Origin of the sequence: Bordetella genomosp. 13 (genome assembly GCF_002119665.1) — a bacterium.
Classification (GTDB): Bacteria; Pseudomonadota; Gammaproteobacteria; order Burkholderiales; family Burkholderiaceae_B; genus Bordetella.
Genome location: NZ_CP021111.1, coordinates 2,969,087 through 2,984,125, shown reverse-complemented (window position 1 = coordinate 2,984,125; position 15,039 = coordinate 2,969,087). Strand labels below are relative to the sequence as shown.

The following is a 15,039-nucleotide window of genomic DNA, read 5'->3' as shown; positions in this document are numbered from 1 at the left end:
CATCACTCAGGAACCCGCCGCATGACGCAGAACATCTTCATCACTGGCGCCAGCAGCGGTCTGGGCATGGCGCTGGCGCGGCGCTATGCCGCGGGCGGTGCCACGCTGGGCCTGGTGGGTCGACGCGCCGACGCGCTGAACGAGCTGGCCCGGTCGCTGCCGGGCGCGCATCAGTGCTATGTGCTGGACGTGCGCGACCGCGCGGCGCTGCACGAGGCGGCCCGCGACTTCATCGCGCGTTGCGCGGGCAAGGTGGACGCGGTGGTGGCCAGCGCCGGCATCAGCGCGGGCACGCTCACCGGCCACACCGAAGACTACGCCGTGTTCGAAGCCATCTTCGCCACCAACGTGCTGGCCACCATGGCCACGTTCGAACCCTTCATCGAGCCTATGCGCGCCACGCGCTCGGGCAAGCTGGTGGGCATCGCCAGCGTGGCCGGCGTGCGGGGTTTGCCGGGCGCGGGCGCCTACAGCGCCTCGAAATCGGCCGTGGTCACCTATTGCGAAAGCCTGCGCCTGGAACTGGCGGAAAGCGGCGTGCAGGTCGTCACCATCACGCCGGGCTACATCAAGACGGCGATGACGGCGCACAACCCCTACCGCATGCCTTTCCTGATGGAGGCCGACGACTTCGCGCTGCGCGCGCAGCAAGCCATCGATCGTGGAGCCTCGTACACGGTCATCCCGTGGCAGATGGGCGTGGTGGCGAAGTTGATGCGGCTGCTGCCCAACGCGGTCTATGACCGCCTGGCGCGCAACGCGCCGCGCAAGCCCAGGCGGCCGGGAAGCGAGGGCTGAGGCCCTGGTTGCGTGCCTGCGCGTTGCGTGTTGAAGCGGGCCGGTTCAAACGATGTCGTCGCGCGCCAGTTCGGCCATGTGCGCAACGTCGCCCCAGTCCAGCACCTGCCAGCGTCCGTCGGCCACCGCCACGCGGTTGATGCTGGCGTTCAGCATGGCCGCATCGCGCGGCGCGTTAAGCGGAACTCCGCGAGCATGCCGCCAGATGATGTCCAGCACGCCGCCGTGCGTGAAGGCGAGCACGCGTTCGCCGGCATGGCGCGTCGCGATGTCGTCGATCGTGGCCACCACGCGGGCATGGAACTGGCCCAGGGTCTCGCCGCCTTCCAGCAGCCGCAGCGGATCGCGGCTTTTCCATGCCGCGGCCGCCTGCGGCGCCAGCGTGTCCAGGTGCTCCATCTCCAGCCCTTCCAGCACGCCGAAGCCGCGCTCGCGCAGTCCCGGTTCTGAACGTACGCGCAGGCCCAGCCGCTCGGAGGCGGGCAGAGCGGTATGGTGGCAGCGCTGCAGGTCGCTGCTGTAGATGGCGTCGATGCGCGTGTTGCGCGCCTCGACTTCGAGGCGCTTGGCCAGCAGCCCGGCCTGGCTAGCGCCCAACTCGTTGAGCGGCGTGTCCTGCCATCCCTGCAGCCGGCGCTGCTTGTTCCACCCGGTTTCGCCGTGGCGGATGAACCAGAATTCAGTCATGCAAGATTGTCCGTGCGGGGATGGGATGCTGCGGCCCCGCCATGCCGCGCGTCGCGCCTGTCGCGCCGCATCCGGCAGCTTAGCGCCTGCGCCCGTGGGTGCCAACACGTCAGCGCCGGCGCCTCAGCCCCGCGCCGCTGCGCTCGCGGCCAGCGCGGCCAGCTTTTCGCCCATCAGCTTCTGGATCGATCCCTGGATGGTGGCGGCCTGCGCATTCAGCGCCTGCAGCTGGCTGGCCTTCTGTTCGGGCGTGGCGCCGCTGTTGCGCACCCGCTCCATCTGCCGCTGGACGAGCCGAAGTTGCCGCTGCAGTTCCTTGATGGCCTTGTCGGTCGGGTCTTCGTTCTGCGAGGCGCGCGAGGCGGCTTCTTTGCGGGCCGCGGCGAAAAGCCCGGGCGTCGGCACGTCGAGGAGGCGGGACAGCGGCGAAATGGCCATGGCGGTTCCAGTGGGTGGATGACGCTACTACGGCGTCGCCCCGATCAACTTAACCCTGCCTGTCGACGGGACGCAACGCCGCCCGTGCCTGCCCTCATCCGGCTTTAGTGCCGGCCCCGATTAGCCTTTACACTGGCGCCCGCCTGTCACCTGGAACCGAGAATCAACGAGGGGGCTCATGTCCAATTCCTATTTCCCGCGCTGGCGCGTGGTCGACGATGCCGCGCCCGGCGCCGTCATCGCGCCCGACGAGCGCCTGTCCTGGCCCAAGAACGTCGCCATGGGCGCACAGCACGTGGTCGCCATGTTCGGCTCCACGGTGCTGGCCCCGCTGCTCATGGGCTTCGACCCCAACGTCGCCATCCTGATGTCGGGCATCGGCACGCTGATCTTCTTCCTGTTCGTGGGCGGCCGGGTCCCCAGCTACCTGGGATCCAGCTTCGCCTTCATCGGCGGGGTGGTGGCCGTGACCGGCTACGCGGGCGGCGGCGCCAACGCCAACATCGGCGTGGCGCTGGGCGCCATCATCGCCTGCGGCCTGGTGTACGCGCTGATCGGCCTGGGCGTGTCGGCGGCCGGCGCGCGTGCCGCGGGCTGGATCGAGGCGCTGATGCCCCCGGTGGTCACCGGCGCCGTCGTGGCGGTGATCGGCCTGAACCTGGCGCCCATCGCCGCCAAGGGCGCCATGGGGCAGGGCAGCTTCGACGCGGCGATGGCGCTGGTCACCATCGTGTGCGTGGGCGGCATCGCGGTCTTCACGCGCGGCATGGTGCAGCGCCTGCTGATCCTGGTCGGCATGCTGTTGGCCTGCGTCATTTATGCGGTGTTCGCCAACGGCATGGGCCTGGGCAAGCCCATCGATTTCTCCGGCGTGGCCGCGGCCGCCTGGCTGGGCCTGCCGAGCTTCTCCGCGCCGGTGTTCCGCGCCGACGCCATGGGTTTGATCGTGCCCGTGGCCATCATCCTGGTTGCCGAGAACCTGGGCCACGTCAAGGCGGTGGCCGCCATGACAGGCCGCGACATGGACCGCTACCTGGGGCGCGCCTTCATTGGCGACGGCGTGGCGACCATGGTCTCCGGCGCGGTGGGCGGCACGGGCGTCACCACCTATGCCGAGAACATCGGCGTGATGGCGGTGACCCGCATCTACTCCAGCCTGGTGTTCGTGATCGCGGCTTTCATCGCCATCGCGCTGGGCTTCTCGCCCAAGTTCGGCGCGCTGATCCAGACCATACCCGGCCCGGTGCTGGGCGGCATGTCGGTGGTGGTGTTCGGCCTGATCGCCATCGCGGGGGCGCGCATCTGGGTGGTGAACCGCGTGGATTTCAGCGACAACCGCAACCTGATCGTCGCGGCCGTCACGCTGGTGCTGGGCGCCGGCGATTTCACGCTGAAGCTGGGTGACTTCATGCTGGGCGGCATCGGCACCGCCACCTTCGGCGCCATCCTGCTGTATGCGCTGCTGCGCGTCGGCGCGCGCCGCATGGAATAGAGCCGCGCACGGAAATTCCGCAGGTCCGGGCCGGCTTGCAATTCGGGCCGAGTTTGCCCACAATGACGTTTGATCAGCCCCGGTTCCGACCCGAGCCGGGGTTTTGTTTTGGTCGACGCACCGCCGCCTGTCTGCTGGTCCGCCCGTCCGTAGGTACGCAGGTCCATTTTCCTGGGGCCGTGTGCCCGGACTGTCGTGCAGACCGTTACAAGGGACTGCTCGCAGGCCTGTTTTCTTAAGCCTGTTCCCAGGCTTATCGCGGCCCGTACGATCCATAAAGGGGAGACAACACGTAGCTGCGGGCGGTATGCCCGCGCTTTCTCCTTTTTGGATCGCCAGTCCGGCATCACCGCCGGTTTCCTGCGGAAACCGGCTTGGCGGTTTGCTCGACCTTTCACCCAGAAACGCTCCGTTGGGGGCGTTTTTCTACTTTTGTTTGGGAAACGACATGGCTGCCATTCCTTTGACCGTGCGCGGGGCCGAGCGCTTGCAACAAGAGCTGCATCGGCTCAAGACCGTGGAGCGCCCCTCCGTCATCAATGCCATCGCCGAAGCGCGTGCGCAGGGTGACCTGTCCGAGAATGCCGAATACGATGCCGCGCGCGAGCGCCAAGGCTTCATCGAAGGCCGCATCGCCGAGCTCGAGGGCACGCTTTCCAATGCCCACATCATCGACCCGACCGCGCTGGACAGCGAAGGCCGCGCCGTGTTCGGCGCCACGGTCGAGATCGAAGACCTGGATTCGGGCGACCGCCTGACCTACCAGATCGTGGGCGACGTCGAGGCCGACATCAAGTCGAACCTGATCTCGGTTTCCAGCCCGGTGGCGCGCGCGCTCATCGGCAAGTCCGAGGGCGACGTGGTGGAAGTGCAGGCCCCGTCGGGCGTGCGCGAATACGAAGTGATCAACGTGCGCTACATCTAAGCGCCGCATGGGCGGGGCGTCCGTTGGCGGCGCCCGGCCCGGCTGTCAGCCCGGCGTTGCGCCGGGCGTCTTGCGGGGCAGGGCAGTTGCCCCACCGCTCCGGATATCATTTCTTGACGGTCCTGCTGGTCTTGCGGGCGGGGCCGGTGGCGCGCCGCGCGCCGGCGCGCAGGCTAAGTGCGCTGCCCGCACGGCGCGGCACGCCATGGCTGGAAGCGGCCTTGCGCGTGCTGGGGCGTGGCGGCCGTCCGGCCTGCAGCGCGTCGCGCGCGGGCCGGGCCGGGCTGGCGGCCTCATCCTCGGTGCGGCGCGGGGCGCGCGTCTTGGTGACGCGCTTGCCCTCGGCGGCCAGCTTCTTGGGCGTGTAAGGTTCGGACGCCTTGCGCTTGGGCGCGGCGTCGGTCTTGGCGGCCTGCACGTTGCCTGGCTGGCGGCGATACAGGATCAGCGTCTTGCCCAGGTGATGGACCGGCGCGCAGGACAGAGTGTCGCAGATGGTGGCCAGCATGGCTTCGCGCGCATCGCGGTCTTCGCCGCCCGCGCGCACCTTGATCAGGCCGTGGGCGTTCAGGGCCGAGTCGATCTCTTTGAGAACGGCTTCGGTCAGGCCGTTGTCGCCGATCAGCACGACCGGGCGCAGCGGGTGGGCCGCCGAACGCAGCTCGCTGCGTTCGCGAGAGGTAAGTTCTAATATAGGCATGCGTGGAATTGTACGGGAATGGCCAAGAATAAATTCTCCAAAGACTGGATTCACCAGCACATCAACGATCCGTACGTCAAACTGGCGCAGCAGAAGGGCTACCGGGCGCGGGCGGCATTCAAGCTGATCGAAATCCTGGATACCGAGAAGCTGATGCGGCGCGGTGACGTCGTGGTCGACCTGGGCTCGGCGCCGGGCAGCTGGTCGCAGGTGGCTCGCGAGCGCCTGGCCGGTCCGGGCGGCGTGGTCGACGGTCACATCATCGCGCTGGACATCCTCCCCATGGAGCCCGTGGCCGGGGTCGAGTTCATCCAGGGCGACTTCCGCGAAGAGACCGTGCTGCGCCAGCTCGAGGAAATCGTGGGCGAACGCGCGGTGGACCTTGTGATTTCGGACATGGCCCCCAATCTGTCCGGAGTCGGCGTTGCGGATTCGGCTCGCATCCAGCATCTGTGCGATCTGGCGCTCGAATTCTCGTGCGCGCATCTGAAGCCCGACGGCGCCCTGATCGTGAAGGCTTTCCATGGCAGCGGTTTCTCGCAGATCGTGGAGTCCTTCAAGCAGCGGTTCCGCCGGGTGGTCGAACGCAAGCCCAAGGCGTCGCGGGACAAGTCGTCCGAGACATTCCTGGTCGGTCGCAACCTGAAGCAGCACGCGTAGCCGGGCGCGCGCCGTCGTCCGAAATGTAACTTGCCTCGAGAGGTCATCTTCCGGGTCCGCCCCGGTTACACGCGTACAACAGCGTGGAAACGCGTTCTTTCCCGACAGGGTAGAATGAGTCATTCACATTAAAAGTGGCTGCGCCGCGGGGCTTTCCGGCCCGGGGCATACCAGATATCGATCGCAGCCACCGGTCGGAATCGAGAGCAGGAGATCGACCTTGAACAATTCGTTTTCTAAAGTCGCGGTCTGGATGGTGATCGCACTGGTGCTGTTCACGGTATTCAAGCAGTTCGACGGACGTGCACAGAGCCAGGACGGCGTCACCTACACCCAGTTCATGGACGACGCCAAGGCGGGCCGCATCCGCAAGGTGGACGTGCAGGGCGATGTCCTGTATGTCACGCCTGACGCCGGCCGCCAGTACACGCTGACGTCGCCCGGCGACCTCTGGATGGTGTCCGACCTGCTGAAGTATGGCGTGCAGGTGTCGGGCAAGGCCCGCGAAGAGCCGTCGCTGCTGATGAGCATCTTCGTCTCGTGGTTCCCGATGCTGCTGCTCATCGGCGTCTGGATCTTCTTCATGCGCCAGATGCAGGGAGGCGGGCGCGGCGGCGCGTTCAGCTTCGGCAAGTCGCGCGCGCGCATGCTCGACGAGAATACCAACCAGATCACCTTCGCCGACGTCGCCGGCTGCGACGAGGCCAAGGAAGACGTGCAAGAGCTGGTCGACTTCCTGCGCGACCCCAGCAAGTTCCAGAAGCTGGGCGGCCGCATCCCGCGCGGCGTGCTGATGGTGGGCTCGCCCGGTACCGGCAAGACGCTGCTGGCCAAGGCCATCGCCGGCGAGGCCAAGGTGCCGTTCTTCAGCATCTCGGGTTCCGACTTTGTCGAAATGTTCGTCGGCGTGGGCGCGGCCCGCGTGCGCGACATGTTCGAAAACGCCAAGAAGCACGCGCCCTGCATCATCTTCATCGATGAAATCGACGCGGTCGGCCGCCAGCGCGGCGCCGGCCTGGGGGGCGGCAACGACGAACGCGAGCAGACCCTGAACCAGATGCTGGTCGAAATGGACGGCTTCGAGTCGGGCCAGGGCGTCATCGTCATCGCCGCCACCAACCGTCCCGACGTGCTGGATCCCGCGCTGCTGCGTCCGGGCCGCTTCGACCGCCAGGTCGTGGTGCCGCTGCCCGACATCCGCGGCCGCGAGCAGATCCTGAAGGTCCACATGCGCAAGGTGCCGCTGGCCACCAACGTCGACGCCACCATCCTGGCGCGTGGCACGCCCGGCTTCTCGGGCGCCGACCTGGCCAACCTGGTCAACGAGGCCGCGCTGTTCGCCGCGCGCCGCAACGGCCGCACCGTCGACATGTCCGACTTCGAAAAGGCCAAGGACAAGATCATCATGGGCGCCGAGCGCCGGTCGATCGTCATGCCCGAAGAGGAACGCAAGAACACTGCGTACCACGAGTCTGGCCACGCCATCGTCGCGCGCATGCTGCCCAAGACCGATCCGGTGCACAAGGTCACCATCATCCCGCGCGGCCGCGCGCTGGGCGTGACCATGCAGCTGCCCGAGAACGATCGCTACAGCATGGACAAGACGCGCCTGCTGTCCACCATCGCGGTGCTGTTCGGCGGCCGTATCGCCGAAGAGCTCTTCATGAACCAGATGACCACCGGCGCCTCGAACGACTTCGAGCGCGCCACGGCCATCGCCCGCGACATCGTCACGCGCTACGGCATGACCGACGAACTGGGCCCCATGGTCTACGCCGAGAACGAAGGCGAGGTCTTCCTGGGCCGCAGCGTCACCAAGACCACGCACGTGTCCGAAGCGACCATGCAGAAGGTCGATTCCGAGATCCGCCGCATCATCGACGAGCAGTACGGCGTCGCACGCAAGATCCTGGAAGAGAACCGCGACAAGGTCGAAGTCATGACCTCGGCGCTGCTCGAATGGGAAACCATCGACGCCGACCAGATCGACGACATCATCAACGGCCGTCCGCCGCGTCCTCCCAAGACGCCGCAAGGCCCGTCCGATTCGCCGGACTCGCCCCCTCCGGGCCTGGCCGCCGGCGGCAACACGGCCGCCGCAGTCTAAGCGCCGCGCGCCGCGGCCGGTCTGCCGGACAAATGGCAAATACGTTCCTGTGCGGGCGCTTCGAGTTCGATCTCGAGCGCCCGTTGGTCATGGGCATCGTCAATGTCACGCCGGATTCGTTTTCCGACGGGGGCGAGCATGACGATGCCGATTCGGCCGTCGCCCACGCCCGCCGACTGATCGCCGACGGCGCGCATATCCTCGATCTGGGCGGCGAGTCCACCCGGCCCGGCGCCGAGCCCGTGTCCGCCCAGGACGAGCTGCGCCGGCTGCTGCCGGTCATCGAGGCCCTGCGCGACTGCGGCGTGCCGTTGTCGGTCGACACCTTCAAGCCCGAGGTCATGAGCGCGGTGCTCGATGCCGGCGCCGACATGATCAACGACATCTACGGTTTCCGGCAGCCGGGCGCCATCGAAGCGGTGGCGCAGTCGCGCTGCGGCGTGTGCGTCATGCACATGAAAGGCGAACCGCGCACCATGCAGCAGTCGCCCGAATATTCCGACCTGCTGGGCGAGATCGGCATGTTCCTGGGTTCGCGCGCGCAGCGGCTGCGCGCCGCCTGGGTCGACCCCCGTCGCATCGTGCTCGATCCCGGCTTCGGGTTCGGCAAGACGGCGGAGCAGAATTATCAGTTGCTGCGCAGGCTCTCCAGCCTGCGTGTTTCAAGCTATCCGCTGCTGGTGGGCCTGTCGCGCAAATCCATGATAGGCGCGGTCACGGGGCGTCCCGTGCAGGACCGCCTGGCGGGCAGCATCGCGGCCGCTCTGGCCTGCGTGGCGCGCGGCGCTGCCATCGTACGTGTGCACGACGTGGCAGAGACCGTCGACGCGCTCAAGGTCTGGCAGTCGGCCGAACAAGGAGCCATACGTTCATGAGTCAACGCAAGTATTTCGGTACGGATGGTGTGCGCGGCGAAGTGGGGGGACCGGTGATCAACCCGGGCTTCGCGCTGCACCTGGGCTATGCCGCGGGCAAGGTCCTCGCGCGCAAGCAGGCGATCCGCGGGGGCGGGCGGCCACAGGTCGTCATCGGCAAGGACACCCGCATTTCCGGCTACATGCTCGAGTCCGCCCTCGAGGCAGGGCTGTCGGCGGCCGGCATCGACGTGCTGCTGGCCGGTCCCATACCCACGCCCGCCGTGGCCTATCTCACGCGCGCGCTGCGGCTGGTGGCGGGCATCGTCATCAGCGCCTCGCACAATCCCTACCAGGACAACGGCATCAAGTTCTTCTCGGCGCAGGGCATGAAGCTGCCCGACGAAGTCGAGGCCGAGATCGAAGCGGAACTCGAGCAGCCGCTGGGCTGCGTGCGCTCCGAGGAACTGGGCCGCGCGCGCCGGATGCAGGATGCCCAGGGCCGCTACATCGAATTCTGCAAGAGCACCTTCCCGTCCGACCTCGACCTGAACGGCATGCGCCTGGTGGTCGACGCCGCGCACGGCGCCGCCTACCACACCGCGCCGCACGTGTTCCGCGAACTGGGCGCCGAGGTGCACACCATCGGCGTCTCGCCCGACGGTTTCAACATCAACGACGGCGTCGGCGCCCTGCATCCGGACATGCTGGTGCGCGAGGTGCGCGCCCGCAACGCGCACCTGGGCATCGCGCTGGACGGGGATGCCGACCGCCTGCAGATGGTCGACGGCGATGGCCGCATCTTCGATGGCGACGAGTTGCTGTACGCCATCGTCCGCGAGCGCCTGCAGCGCGGCCCGGTGGCCGGGGTGGTGGGCACGTTGATGACCAACTACGGACTCGAACGTCAGCTGCAGAAGATGGAAGTGCCCTTCGAGCGGGCCAACGTGGGCGACCGCTACGTGCTCGAGCAACTGCTCGAGCGCGGCTGGCTGTTCGGCGGCGAAAGCTCCGGCCACCTGCTGTGTCTCGATTGCCATACCACGGGCGACGGCATCGTCGCGGCCCTGCAGGTGCTGACGGCGCTGCGCCGCGGCGGCCAGCCGCTGGCCCAATGGGTGGGCGACCTGCGCCTGTATCCGCAGAAAATGATCAACGTGCCGCTGGCGCCGGGCTTGGACTGGAAAACCCACGCGGGATTGGGCGGCGCGCGCCAGGCGGTCGAGGCCGAGCTGGCCGGCCGCGGCCGGGTGCTGATCCGCGCTTCGGGCACCGAGCCCAAGCTGCGCCTCATGGTCGAGGCGGAAGACGAACAACTGGCCGCGTCCTGCGCCCAGCGCCTGGCGGACGCCCTGTCCGCTTGACGATACGCGGCGGCGGCCGCAATGGCCGCCGCATTCACCCCGTCCAGGCCGCACCAGCACCAGTGTCGGTGGCATCGTATCAAAGGGTTACTTTGCCCTAAGCCTGCACCCGCTCGGGTCTCTTCGGGCATAAACTTCACAATCACGTAACATATCAGTCAGATTACTGACATGACGCGCGTCCAAACTGGCAGGATATTTAGGAGTTCCGCGCAATGCTCGAACTAGCCCGCATCGATACCGCTCCCGAAAACACCCAGGCTTGGTCCGGGGCCGCCCAGCGCGGGCTTGCCGTGGGGCTGGCGCGCACCACCGAGGAAGTCGAACAGATCCAGCGTCTGCGCTACACGGTCTTCACGGAGGACATGGGCGCCGTGTTCCCCGACGCCCAGGACGGCATCGAGCAGGACCGCTTCGATCGCTGGTGCGAGCACCTGATGGTGCGCGAACTGGATACGGGCCGCGTCGTCGGCACCTATCGCATCCTCACCCCCGAGAAAGCGCGCGAGGCCGGTGGATATTACTCGGAATCCGAATTCGACCTGTCCGGGCTGGGCAACCTGCGCGACCAGTTGGTCGAAGTGGGCCGCTCTTGCACGCATGCCGACCACCGCAACGGCGCGGTCATCATGCTGCTGTGGTCGGGCCTGGCCGAGTTCCTGCGCCGCGGCGGCTACAGCTATCTGCTGGGCTGCGCCAGCGTCAGCCTGCGCGACGACGGCGTCACCGCCGCCGAAGTGTGGCGCACCGTCTCCAAGCACCTGCAGGATCCCACCCTGCCGCGCGTCAAGCCGCTGCACCGCTATCCGGTCGAGCGCCTGAACAGCACGCTGCCGGCACGCGTGCCTCCGCTGATCAAGGGCTACCTGAAGCTGGGCGCCAAGGTCTGTGGCGAACCCGCCTGGGATCCGGATTTCAACGCCGCCGACTTCCCGGTGTTGCTGACCATGGCCGGCATGGACGAGCGCTACCGGCGCCACTTCGGCTTCGATCGCGCCGCGGAGCGCTGAACATGCTGAACCTGCTGCGTCGCGCCAAACACCGGCTGATGCAGCGGGTCAGCCGGCAATTGCTTCTAGAGCTCGAGCAGCTCGAACGAGAAACCGACCTTGCGCCATTCTGATTCTTCGGAACGCAAGGTGAAATCGCTCAGGGGGTGGCTGGCCAGCCACTCGCCATCCACTCGCACCACGATCGAATCGCCCTTCACCGACACGCGCAGCGGAATGGGCGAAATGTCTTCGCGGCGGCGGAACAGCAGCGCCGCCAGCCGCAGGCACAGAATCGCGATCCACTGATCGCGCCGCGGCGACAGGATCTCGAGCTTGGACAGCTTGCCCTGGTGGCCCAGCGCCAGCATCGCCATCAATTGCTGGTCGGCCCGCGAAAACCCCGGCATGTCGGCGTTTTCCAGCACGTAGGCCGTGTGTTTGTGGTATGTGTTGTGCGCGATCGACAGTCCGACCTCGTGCAGGTCGGCGGCCCAGCCCAGCGCATGGCGCAGGTCGGCGCTTTCGTCGGTGGATTCGGTCACCAGCCCGTCGTAGAAGCCCAGCGCGGCCTGGCGCACCCGGCGCGCCTGGTTGACGTCCACGTGGTAGCGCTTCATGAACAGCCGCACCGATTCGTCGCGCTTGTCGTGCGCATCGTCGCGGCCCAGCAGGTCGTACAGCACGCCCAGGCGAAGCGCGCCGTCGCCGGTATACATGACGTCGATGCCCAGTTCGTCGAACAGGGCGCTCATGATGGCAAGCCCGCCGGGCAGCACGTCGGCGCGCTCGAGCTTGATGCCCGGCAGTTCCGATGGGATGACCCGGCCGGACCGGATGATGCGGTCTTTCAGCTTGTTCATGCCGGCGCGCGTGATGCCGGTCTGCGAGAAACCGCATTCCGTCAGGATGGCATACAGCGCCTTGGCCGTGCCTGACGAGCCGTAGGCTTCCTTCCATCCGGTCTTGCGGTATTGCTTGGCGATGACTTCGATCTCGCGGCGCGCGGCCAGTTCGGCCAGCTTCATCTGGTGGGCGTCCACCGAGCCGTCGCCGAAGAACTGGCGGCTGTAGCTGACGCAGCCCATGTATAGCGACGACATCAGGTTGGGCTCGAAGCCCTTGCCGATGATGACCTCGGTGGAACCGCCGCCGATGTCGATGACCAGGCGCTTTTCGGACGAGGGCGGCAGGCTGTGCATGACGCCCAGGTAGATCAGGCGCGCTTCTTCGCGGCCGGCGATGACCTCGATGGGAAAGCCCAGCGCGGCCTCGGCCTGGGGCATGAATTCCTGCGTGTTGCGGGCCACGCGGAACGTGTTGGTGGCGACTGCTCGCACCCGGTTGGGATGGAAGCTGCGCAGGCGTTCGCCGAAGCGCTCGAGCACGGCCACGGCGCGCTGCACGGCTTCGGCGTTCAGACGCTTGTCGGCGTCCAGTCCGGCGGCCAGGCGTACGGTTTCTTTCAGGCGGTCGATCTGGTAGATCTGCGCGACGCCGTCCTGCTGGACGACGCGTCCGATCGAGAGACGGAAGCTGTTGGACCCCAGGTCCACGGCGGCCAATAAATGGTCCATGCGGCTCGTTTGAAGCTGTCGATTAGGCAGAATTATAGTTAGGCCACGGCGCGGGGCCGTTGTGGTCCCATTTTCTGCTTGCGGAACAAAGGCTTGCCAGCGCAGCGAGCCGAATTTGGCGTACCCTTATGAATTGCCTTGCCGTTTAAGACAGGAACGCACAGTAGTCCCATGACAGATCAGGATCTCGACCGCAGCACCGGAACCGAAACCACCGCCGATACTGCCGAGGCCGGCACCGCCGCCGATGCGGCGGCCCCGCTCGCAGCGCCTGCACCGGCCGATCGCGGCCCGGCCGAGCCACGGATGCTCAATCGAGAGCTGTCGCTGCTGAAGTTCAACGAGCGCGTGCTGGCCATGGCCGAGAATCCGCGCGTGCCTATCCTGGAGCGCCTGCGTTATGTCTGCATCGTCAGCGCCAACCTGGACGAGTTCTTCGAGATCCGCATTTCGAGCCTGAAGGAACAGCAGCGCCTCACCCCCGGGGTCGTGGGCTGCGACGGCCTGACGCCAGGCGAAGCCTTCGAACGGGTGCAGGCCAAGGTGCACGCCCTGGTCGAACGCCAGTACGAGCTGCTAGACAGCCAGATCCTGCCGAGCCTGCAGTCCGAAGGCATCGTGCTGCTGCACGCGTCCGAGTGGAACGGCCAGCAGCAGGAGTGGGCGCGCGACGTATTCAGTCGCGAGGTCATGCCGCTGCTCACGCCGATCGGCCTCGATCCCTCGCATCCATTCCCCCGCGTCTACAACAAGAGCCTGAACTTCATCGTGGCGCTGTCCGGGGCGGACGCGTTCGGCCGCCGCGCCTCCATCGCGGTGGTGCAGGCGCCGCGCGCGCTGCCGCGGCTGATCCGCATGCCGGCCGAGGTGTCGGGCCATCCCGACGGCTACGTGCTGCTCACGTCGCTGCTGCGGGCCTTCGTGGGCGAGCTGTTCCCGGGCCTGGAAATCCTCGGCTGCTACCAGTGGCGCGTCACCCGCAACAGCGACCTGTTCGTCGACGAGGAAGAGGTCACCAACCTGCGGCTGGCCCTGCAGGGCGAACTCTCGCAGCGCAATTTCGGCGCGGCGGTGCGGCTGGAGATCGACCGCATGACGCCGCCCGATCTCGAGGCCTACCTGCAGCGCGAGTTCTCGCTGACGCCGGTGGACACCTATCGCGTCAACGGCCCGGTCAACCTGTCGCGCCTGATGCAGCTGTGCAGCACCGACACGCATCCCGACCTGCTGTTCCCGCCGTACCACGCCGTGGTGCCCGAGCCCTTCGCGCGTCTGCGCGACAAGCCGGCCGAGCTGTTCGCCGCCGTGGCCGAGCGCGACCGCCTGCTGCACCACCCCTACCAGTCGTTCCAGCCCGTCATCGACTTCCTGACCGCCGCGGCGCTGGATCCTGACGTGATGGCCATCAAGCAGACGATCTATCGCACCGGGGAAGACTCCGAGCTGATGAAGATACTGCTGGCGGCTGCGCGGGCCGGCAAGGAAGTCACCGTGGTGGTGGAGCTGATGGCGCGCTTCGACGAACAGACCAACATGAACTGGGCGGCGCGCCTGGAAGAGGTGGGGGCGCACGTGGTGTACGGCGTGGTGGCGCACAAGACGCACGCCAAGATGGCCCTGGTGCTGCGACGCGAGCACGGCCGCCTGCGCCGCTATGCCCACCTGGGCACCGGCAACTATCACCCGCGCACCGCGCGCCTGTATACCGACTTCGGCCTGCTGACCGCCGACCCCGACCTGTGCGAGGACATGGACAAGGTCTTCGGGCAACTGACGGGGCTGGGCGCGCGCCGCACGCTCAAGGCGCTGTTGCAGTCGCCGTTCACGATGCACGATTCGATGGTGGCCGCGATCCGTGCCGAGGCGGACGCCGCGCGCGCCGGACGTCGCGCGCACATCATGGCCAAGATGAATTCGCTGCTCGAAGAGCAGGTCATCGACGAGCTGTACAAGGCCAGCCAGGCCGGCGTGCGCATCGACCTGGTCATCCGCGGCGTATGCACGCTGCGGGCGGGCGTGCCGGGCCTGTCCGAGAACATCCGGGTGCGTTCCATCGTCGGCCGGTTCCTCGAGCATTCGCGGGTGTTCTATTTCCACGCCGACGGACAGGAAACCGTGTACCTGTCGTCCGCCGACTGGATGGACCGCAATTTCTTCCGCCGCGTCGAAATCGCCTTTCCGGTGCGCAACAAGGCGCTGAAGAAGCGCGTCATCGACGAAGCCTTCACCTACGCGCTGCGCGACAACCAGTTGGCCTGGCAGCAGCAGCCGGACGGCACCTACGCCCGGGTGCGCACCCGCCGCGAGCCCTTCGACATGCACGATCATCTGATGCGCACGCTGGGGCAGTAACCAGCGATCCGGCCTGCAGAGGAGGCGCCGATGGGCGCCTTTCTTTTGTCCCTATTATGTGTTTGCTGCGTTGCGGCATCGCGCCTACAATTTGCA

At 67.1% G+C, this 15,039-nt stretch carries 13 protein-coding genes; 9 read left to right on the top strand and 4 right to left on the bottom strand.

Annotated features, from left to right (window positions below; all coding sequences use genetic code 11):
* Nucleotides 1-21 precede the first annotated feature (21 nt).
* Nucleotides 22-798: an SDR family oxidoreductase gene (locus tag CAL15_RS13430; protein WP_086079060.1), complete on the top strand. Its 777-nt coding sequence runs from the start codon at nt 22-24 to the stop codon at nt 796-798.
* Between the two features lie 45 nt (nt 799-843).
* On the opposite strand, the gene CAL15_RS13425 is transcribed toward CAL15_RS13430, so the two are convergent.
* On the bottom strand, nt 844-1,485 hold the full coding sequence (locus CAL15_RS13425; RefSeq protein ID WP_086079059.1) for a histidine phosphatase family protein: 642 nt from the start codon (nt 1,483-1,485) through the stop codon (nt 844-846).
* Between the two features lie 123 nt (nt 1,486-1,608).
* Nucleotides 1,609-1,923 carry a hypothetical protein gene (locus CAL15_RS13420; protein WP_086079058.1) on the bottom strand — a complete coding sequence of 105 codons (315 nt, stop codon included), beginning with the start codon at nt 1,921-1,923 and terminating at the stop codon, nt 1,609-1,611.
* A 178-nt stretch (nt 1,924-2,101) separates the two neighbouring features.
* Between CAL15_RS13420 and CAL15_RS13415 the strand changes: the two genes are divergently transcribed.
* Both CAL15_RS13415 and greA read left to right on the top strand, forming a co-directional pair.
* Nucleotides 2,102-3,415: a solute carrier family 23 protein gene (locus tag CAL15_RS13415; protein ID WP_086079057.1), complete on the top strand. Its 1,314-nt coding sequence runs from the start codon at nt 2,102-2,104 to the stop codon at nt 3,413-3,415.
* Between the two features lie 448 nt (nt 3,416-3,863).
* Nucleotides 3,864-4,340, top strand: a complete 477-nt coding sequence (gene greA / locus CAL15_RS13410; protein WP_086079056.1) for a transcription elongation factor GreA — start codon at nt 3,864-3,866, stop codon at nt 4,338-4,340.
* A 106-nt stretch (nt 4,341-4,446) separates the two neighbouring features.
* On the opposite strand, the gene CAL15_RS13405 is transcribed toward greA, so the two are convergent.
* Complete coding sequence (locus CAL15_RS13405; RefSeq protein WP_086079055.1) at nt 4,447-5,040, bottom strand: YhbY family RNA-binding protein; 594 nt, start codon at nt 5,038-5,040, stop codon at nt 4,447-4,449.
* An 18-nt stretch (nt 5,041-5,058) separates the two neighbouring features.
* Between CAL15_RS13405 and CAL15_RS13400 the strand changes: the two genes are divergently transcribed.
* The 5 genes from CAL15_RS13400 to CAL15_RS13380 all read left to right on the top strand — a co-directional run bounded on the left by CAL15_RS13400 (nt 5,059) and on the right by CAL15_RS13380 (nt 11,035).
* Nucleotides 5,059-5,700 carry an RlmE family RNA methyltransferase gene (locus CAL15_RS13400; RefSeq protein ID WP_086079054.1) on the top strand — a complete coding sequence of 214 codons (642 nt, stop codon included), beginning with the start codon at nt 5,059-5,061 and terminating at the stop codon, nt 5,698-5,700.
* A gap of 220 nt (nt 5,701-5,920) precedes the next feature.
* A complete protein-coding gene (gene ftsH, locus CAL15_RS13395) occupies nt 5,921-7,807 on the top strand; it encodes an ATP-dependent zinc metalloprotease FtsH (protein ID WP_086079053.1) in 1,887 nt (628 codons plus the stop codon).
* Nucleotides 7,808-7,839: 32 nt separating this feature from the next.
* Nucleotides 7,840-8,682, top strand: a complete 843-nt coding sequence (gene folP / locus CAL15_RS13390) for a dihydropteroate synthase (RefSeq protein WP_086079052.1) — start codon at nt 7,840-7,842, stop codon at nt 8,680-8,682.
* Nucleotides 8,679-10,025, top strand: a complete 1,347-nt coding sequence (glmM, locus tag CAL15_RS13385) for a phosphoglucosamine mutase (protein WP_086079051.1) — start codon at nt 8,679-8,681, stop codon at nt 10,023-10,025. The genes folP and glmM overlap by 4 nt, the downstream gene beginning before the upstream one ends.
* Nucleotides 10,026-10,240: 215 nt before the next feature.
* The gene (locus CAL15_RS13380) at nt 10,241-11,035 is read left to right on the top strand and encodes a GNAT family N-acetyltransferase (protein WP_086079050.1); all 795 of its coding nucleotides are present in this window, start codon (nt 10,241-10,243) and stop codon (nt 11,033-11,035) included.
* A gap of 65 nt (nt 11,036-11,100) precedes the next feature.
* Here the strand turns inward: CAL15_RS13380 and ppx are convergent, their stop codons facing one another.
* The gene (gene ppx, locus CAL15_RS13375) at nt 11,101-12,591 is read right to left on the bottom strand and encodes an exopolyphosphatase (protein WP_086079049.1); all 1,491 of its coding nucleotides are present in this window, start codon (nt 12,589-12,591) and stop codon (nt 11,101-11,103) included.
* Between the two features lie 306 nt (nt 12,592-12,897).
* Between ppx and ppk1 the strand changes: the two genes are divergently transcribed.
* On the top strand, nt 12,898-14,943 hold the full coding sequence (ppk1, locus tag CAL15_RS13370) for a polyphosphate kinase 1 (RefSeq protein WP_086081082.1): 2,046 nt from the start codon (nt 12,898-12,900) through the stop codon (nt 14,941-14,943).
* Nucleotides 14,944-15,039: the final 96 nt, after the last annotated feature.

Bases quoted from the DNA above. Each gene is read 5' to 3' on its own strand.
- CAL15_RS13430 (WP_086079060.1), top strand. From the start codon at position 22: ATGACGCAGAACATCTTCATCACTGGCGCCAGCAGCGGTCTGGGCATG.
- CAL15_RS13425 (WP_086079059.1), bottom strand. From the start codon at position 1,485: ATGACTGAATTCTGGTTCATCCGCCACGGCGAAACCGGGTGGAACAAG.
- CAL15_RS13420 (WP_086079058.1), bottom strand. From the start codon at position 1,923: ATGGCCATTTCGCCGCTGTCCCGCCTCCTCGACGTGCCGACGCCCGGG.
- CAL15_RS13415 (WP_086079057.1), top strand. From the start codon at position 2,102: ATGTCCAATTCCTATTTCCCGCGCTGGCGCGTGGTCGACGATGCCGCG.
- greA (WP_086079056.1), top strand. From the start codon at position 3,864: ATGGCTGCCATTCCTTTGACCGTGCGCGGGGCCGAGCGCTTGCAACAA.
- CAL15_RS13405 (WP_086079055.1), bottom strand. From the start codon at position 5,040: ATGCCTATATTAGAACTTACCTCTCGCGAACGCAGCGAGCTGCGTTCG.
- CAL15_RS13400 (WP_086079054.1), top strand. From the start codon at position 5,059: ATGGCCAAGAATAAATTCTCCAAAGACTGGATTCACCAGCACATCAAC.
- folP (WP_086079052.1), top strand. From the start codon at position 7,840: ATGGCAAATACGTTCCTGTGCGGGCGCTTCGAGTTCGATCTCGAGCGC.
- glmM (WP_086079051.1), top strand. From the start codon at position 8,679: ATGAGTCAACGCAAGTATTTCGGTACGGATGGTGTGCGCGGCGAAGTG.
- CAL15_RS13380 (WP_086079050.1), top strand. From the start codon at position 10,241: ATGCTCGAACTAGCCCGCATCGATACCGCTCCCGAAAACACCCAGGCT.
- ppx (WP_086079049.1), bottom strand. From the start codon at position 12,591: ATGGACCATTTATTGGCCGCCGTGGACCTGGGGTCCAACAGCTTCCGT.
- ppk1 (WP_086081082.1), top strand. From the start codon at position 12,898: ATGCTCAATCGAGAGCTGTCGCTGCTGAAGTTCAACGAGCGCGTGCTG.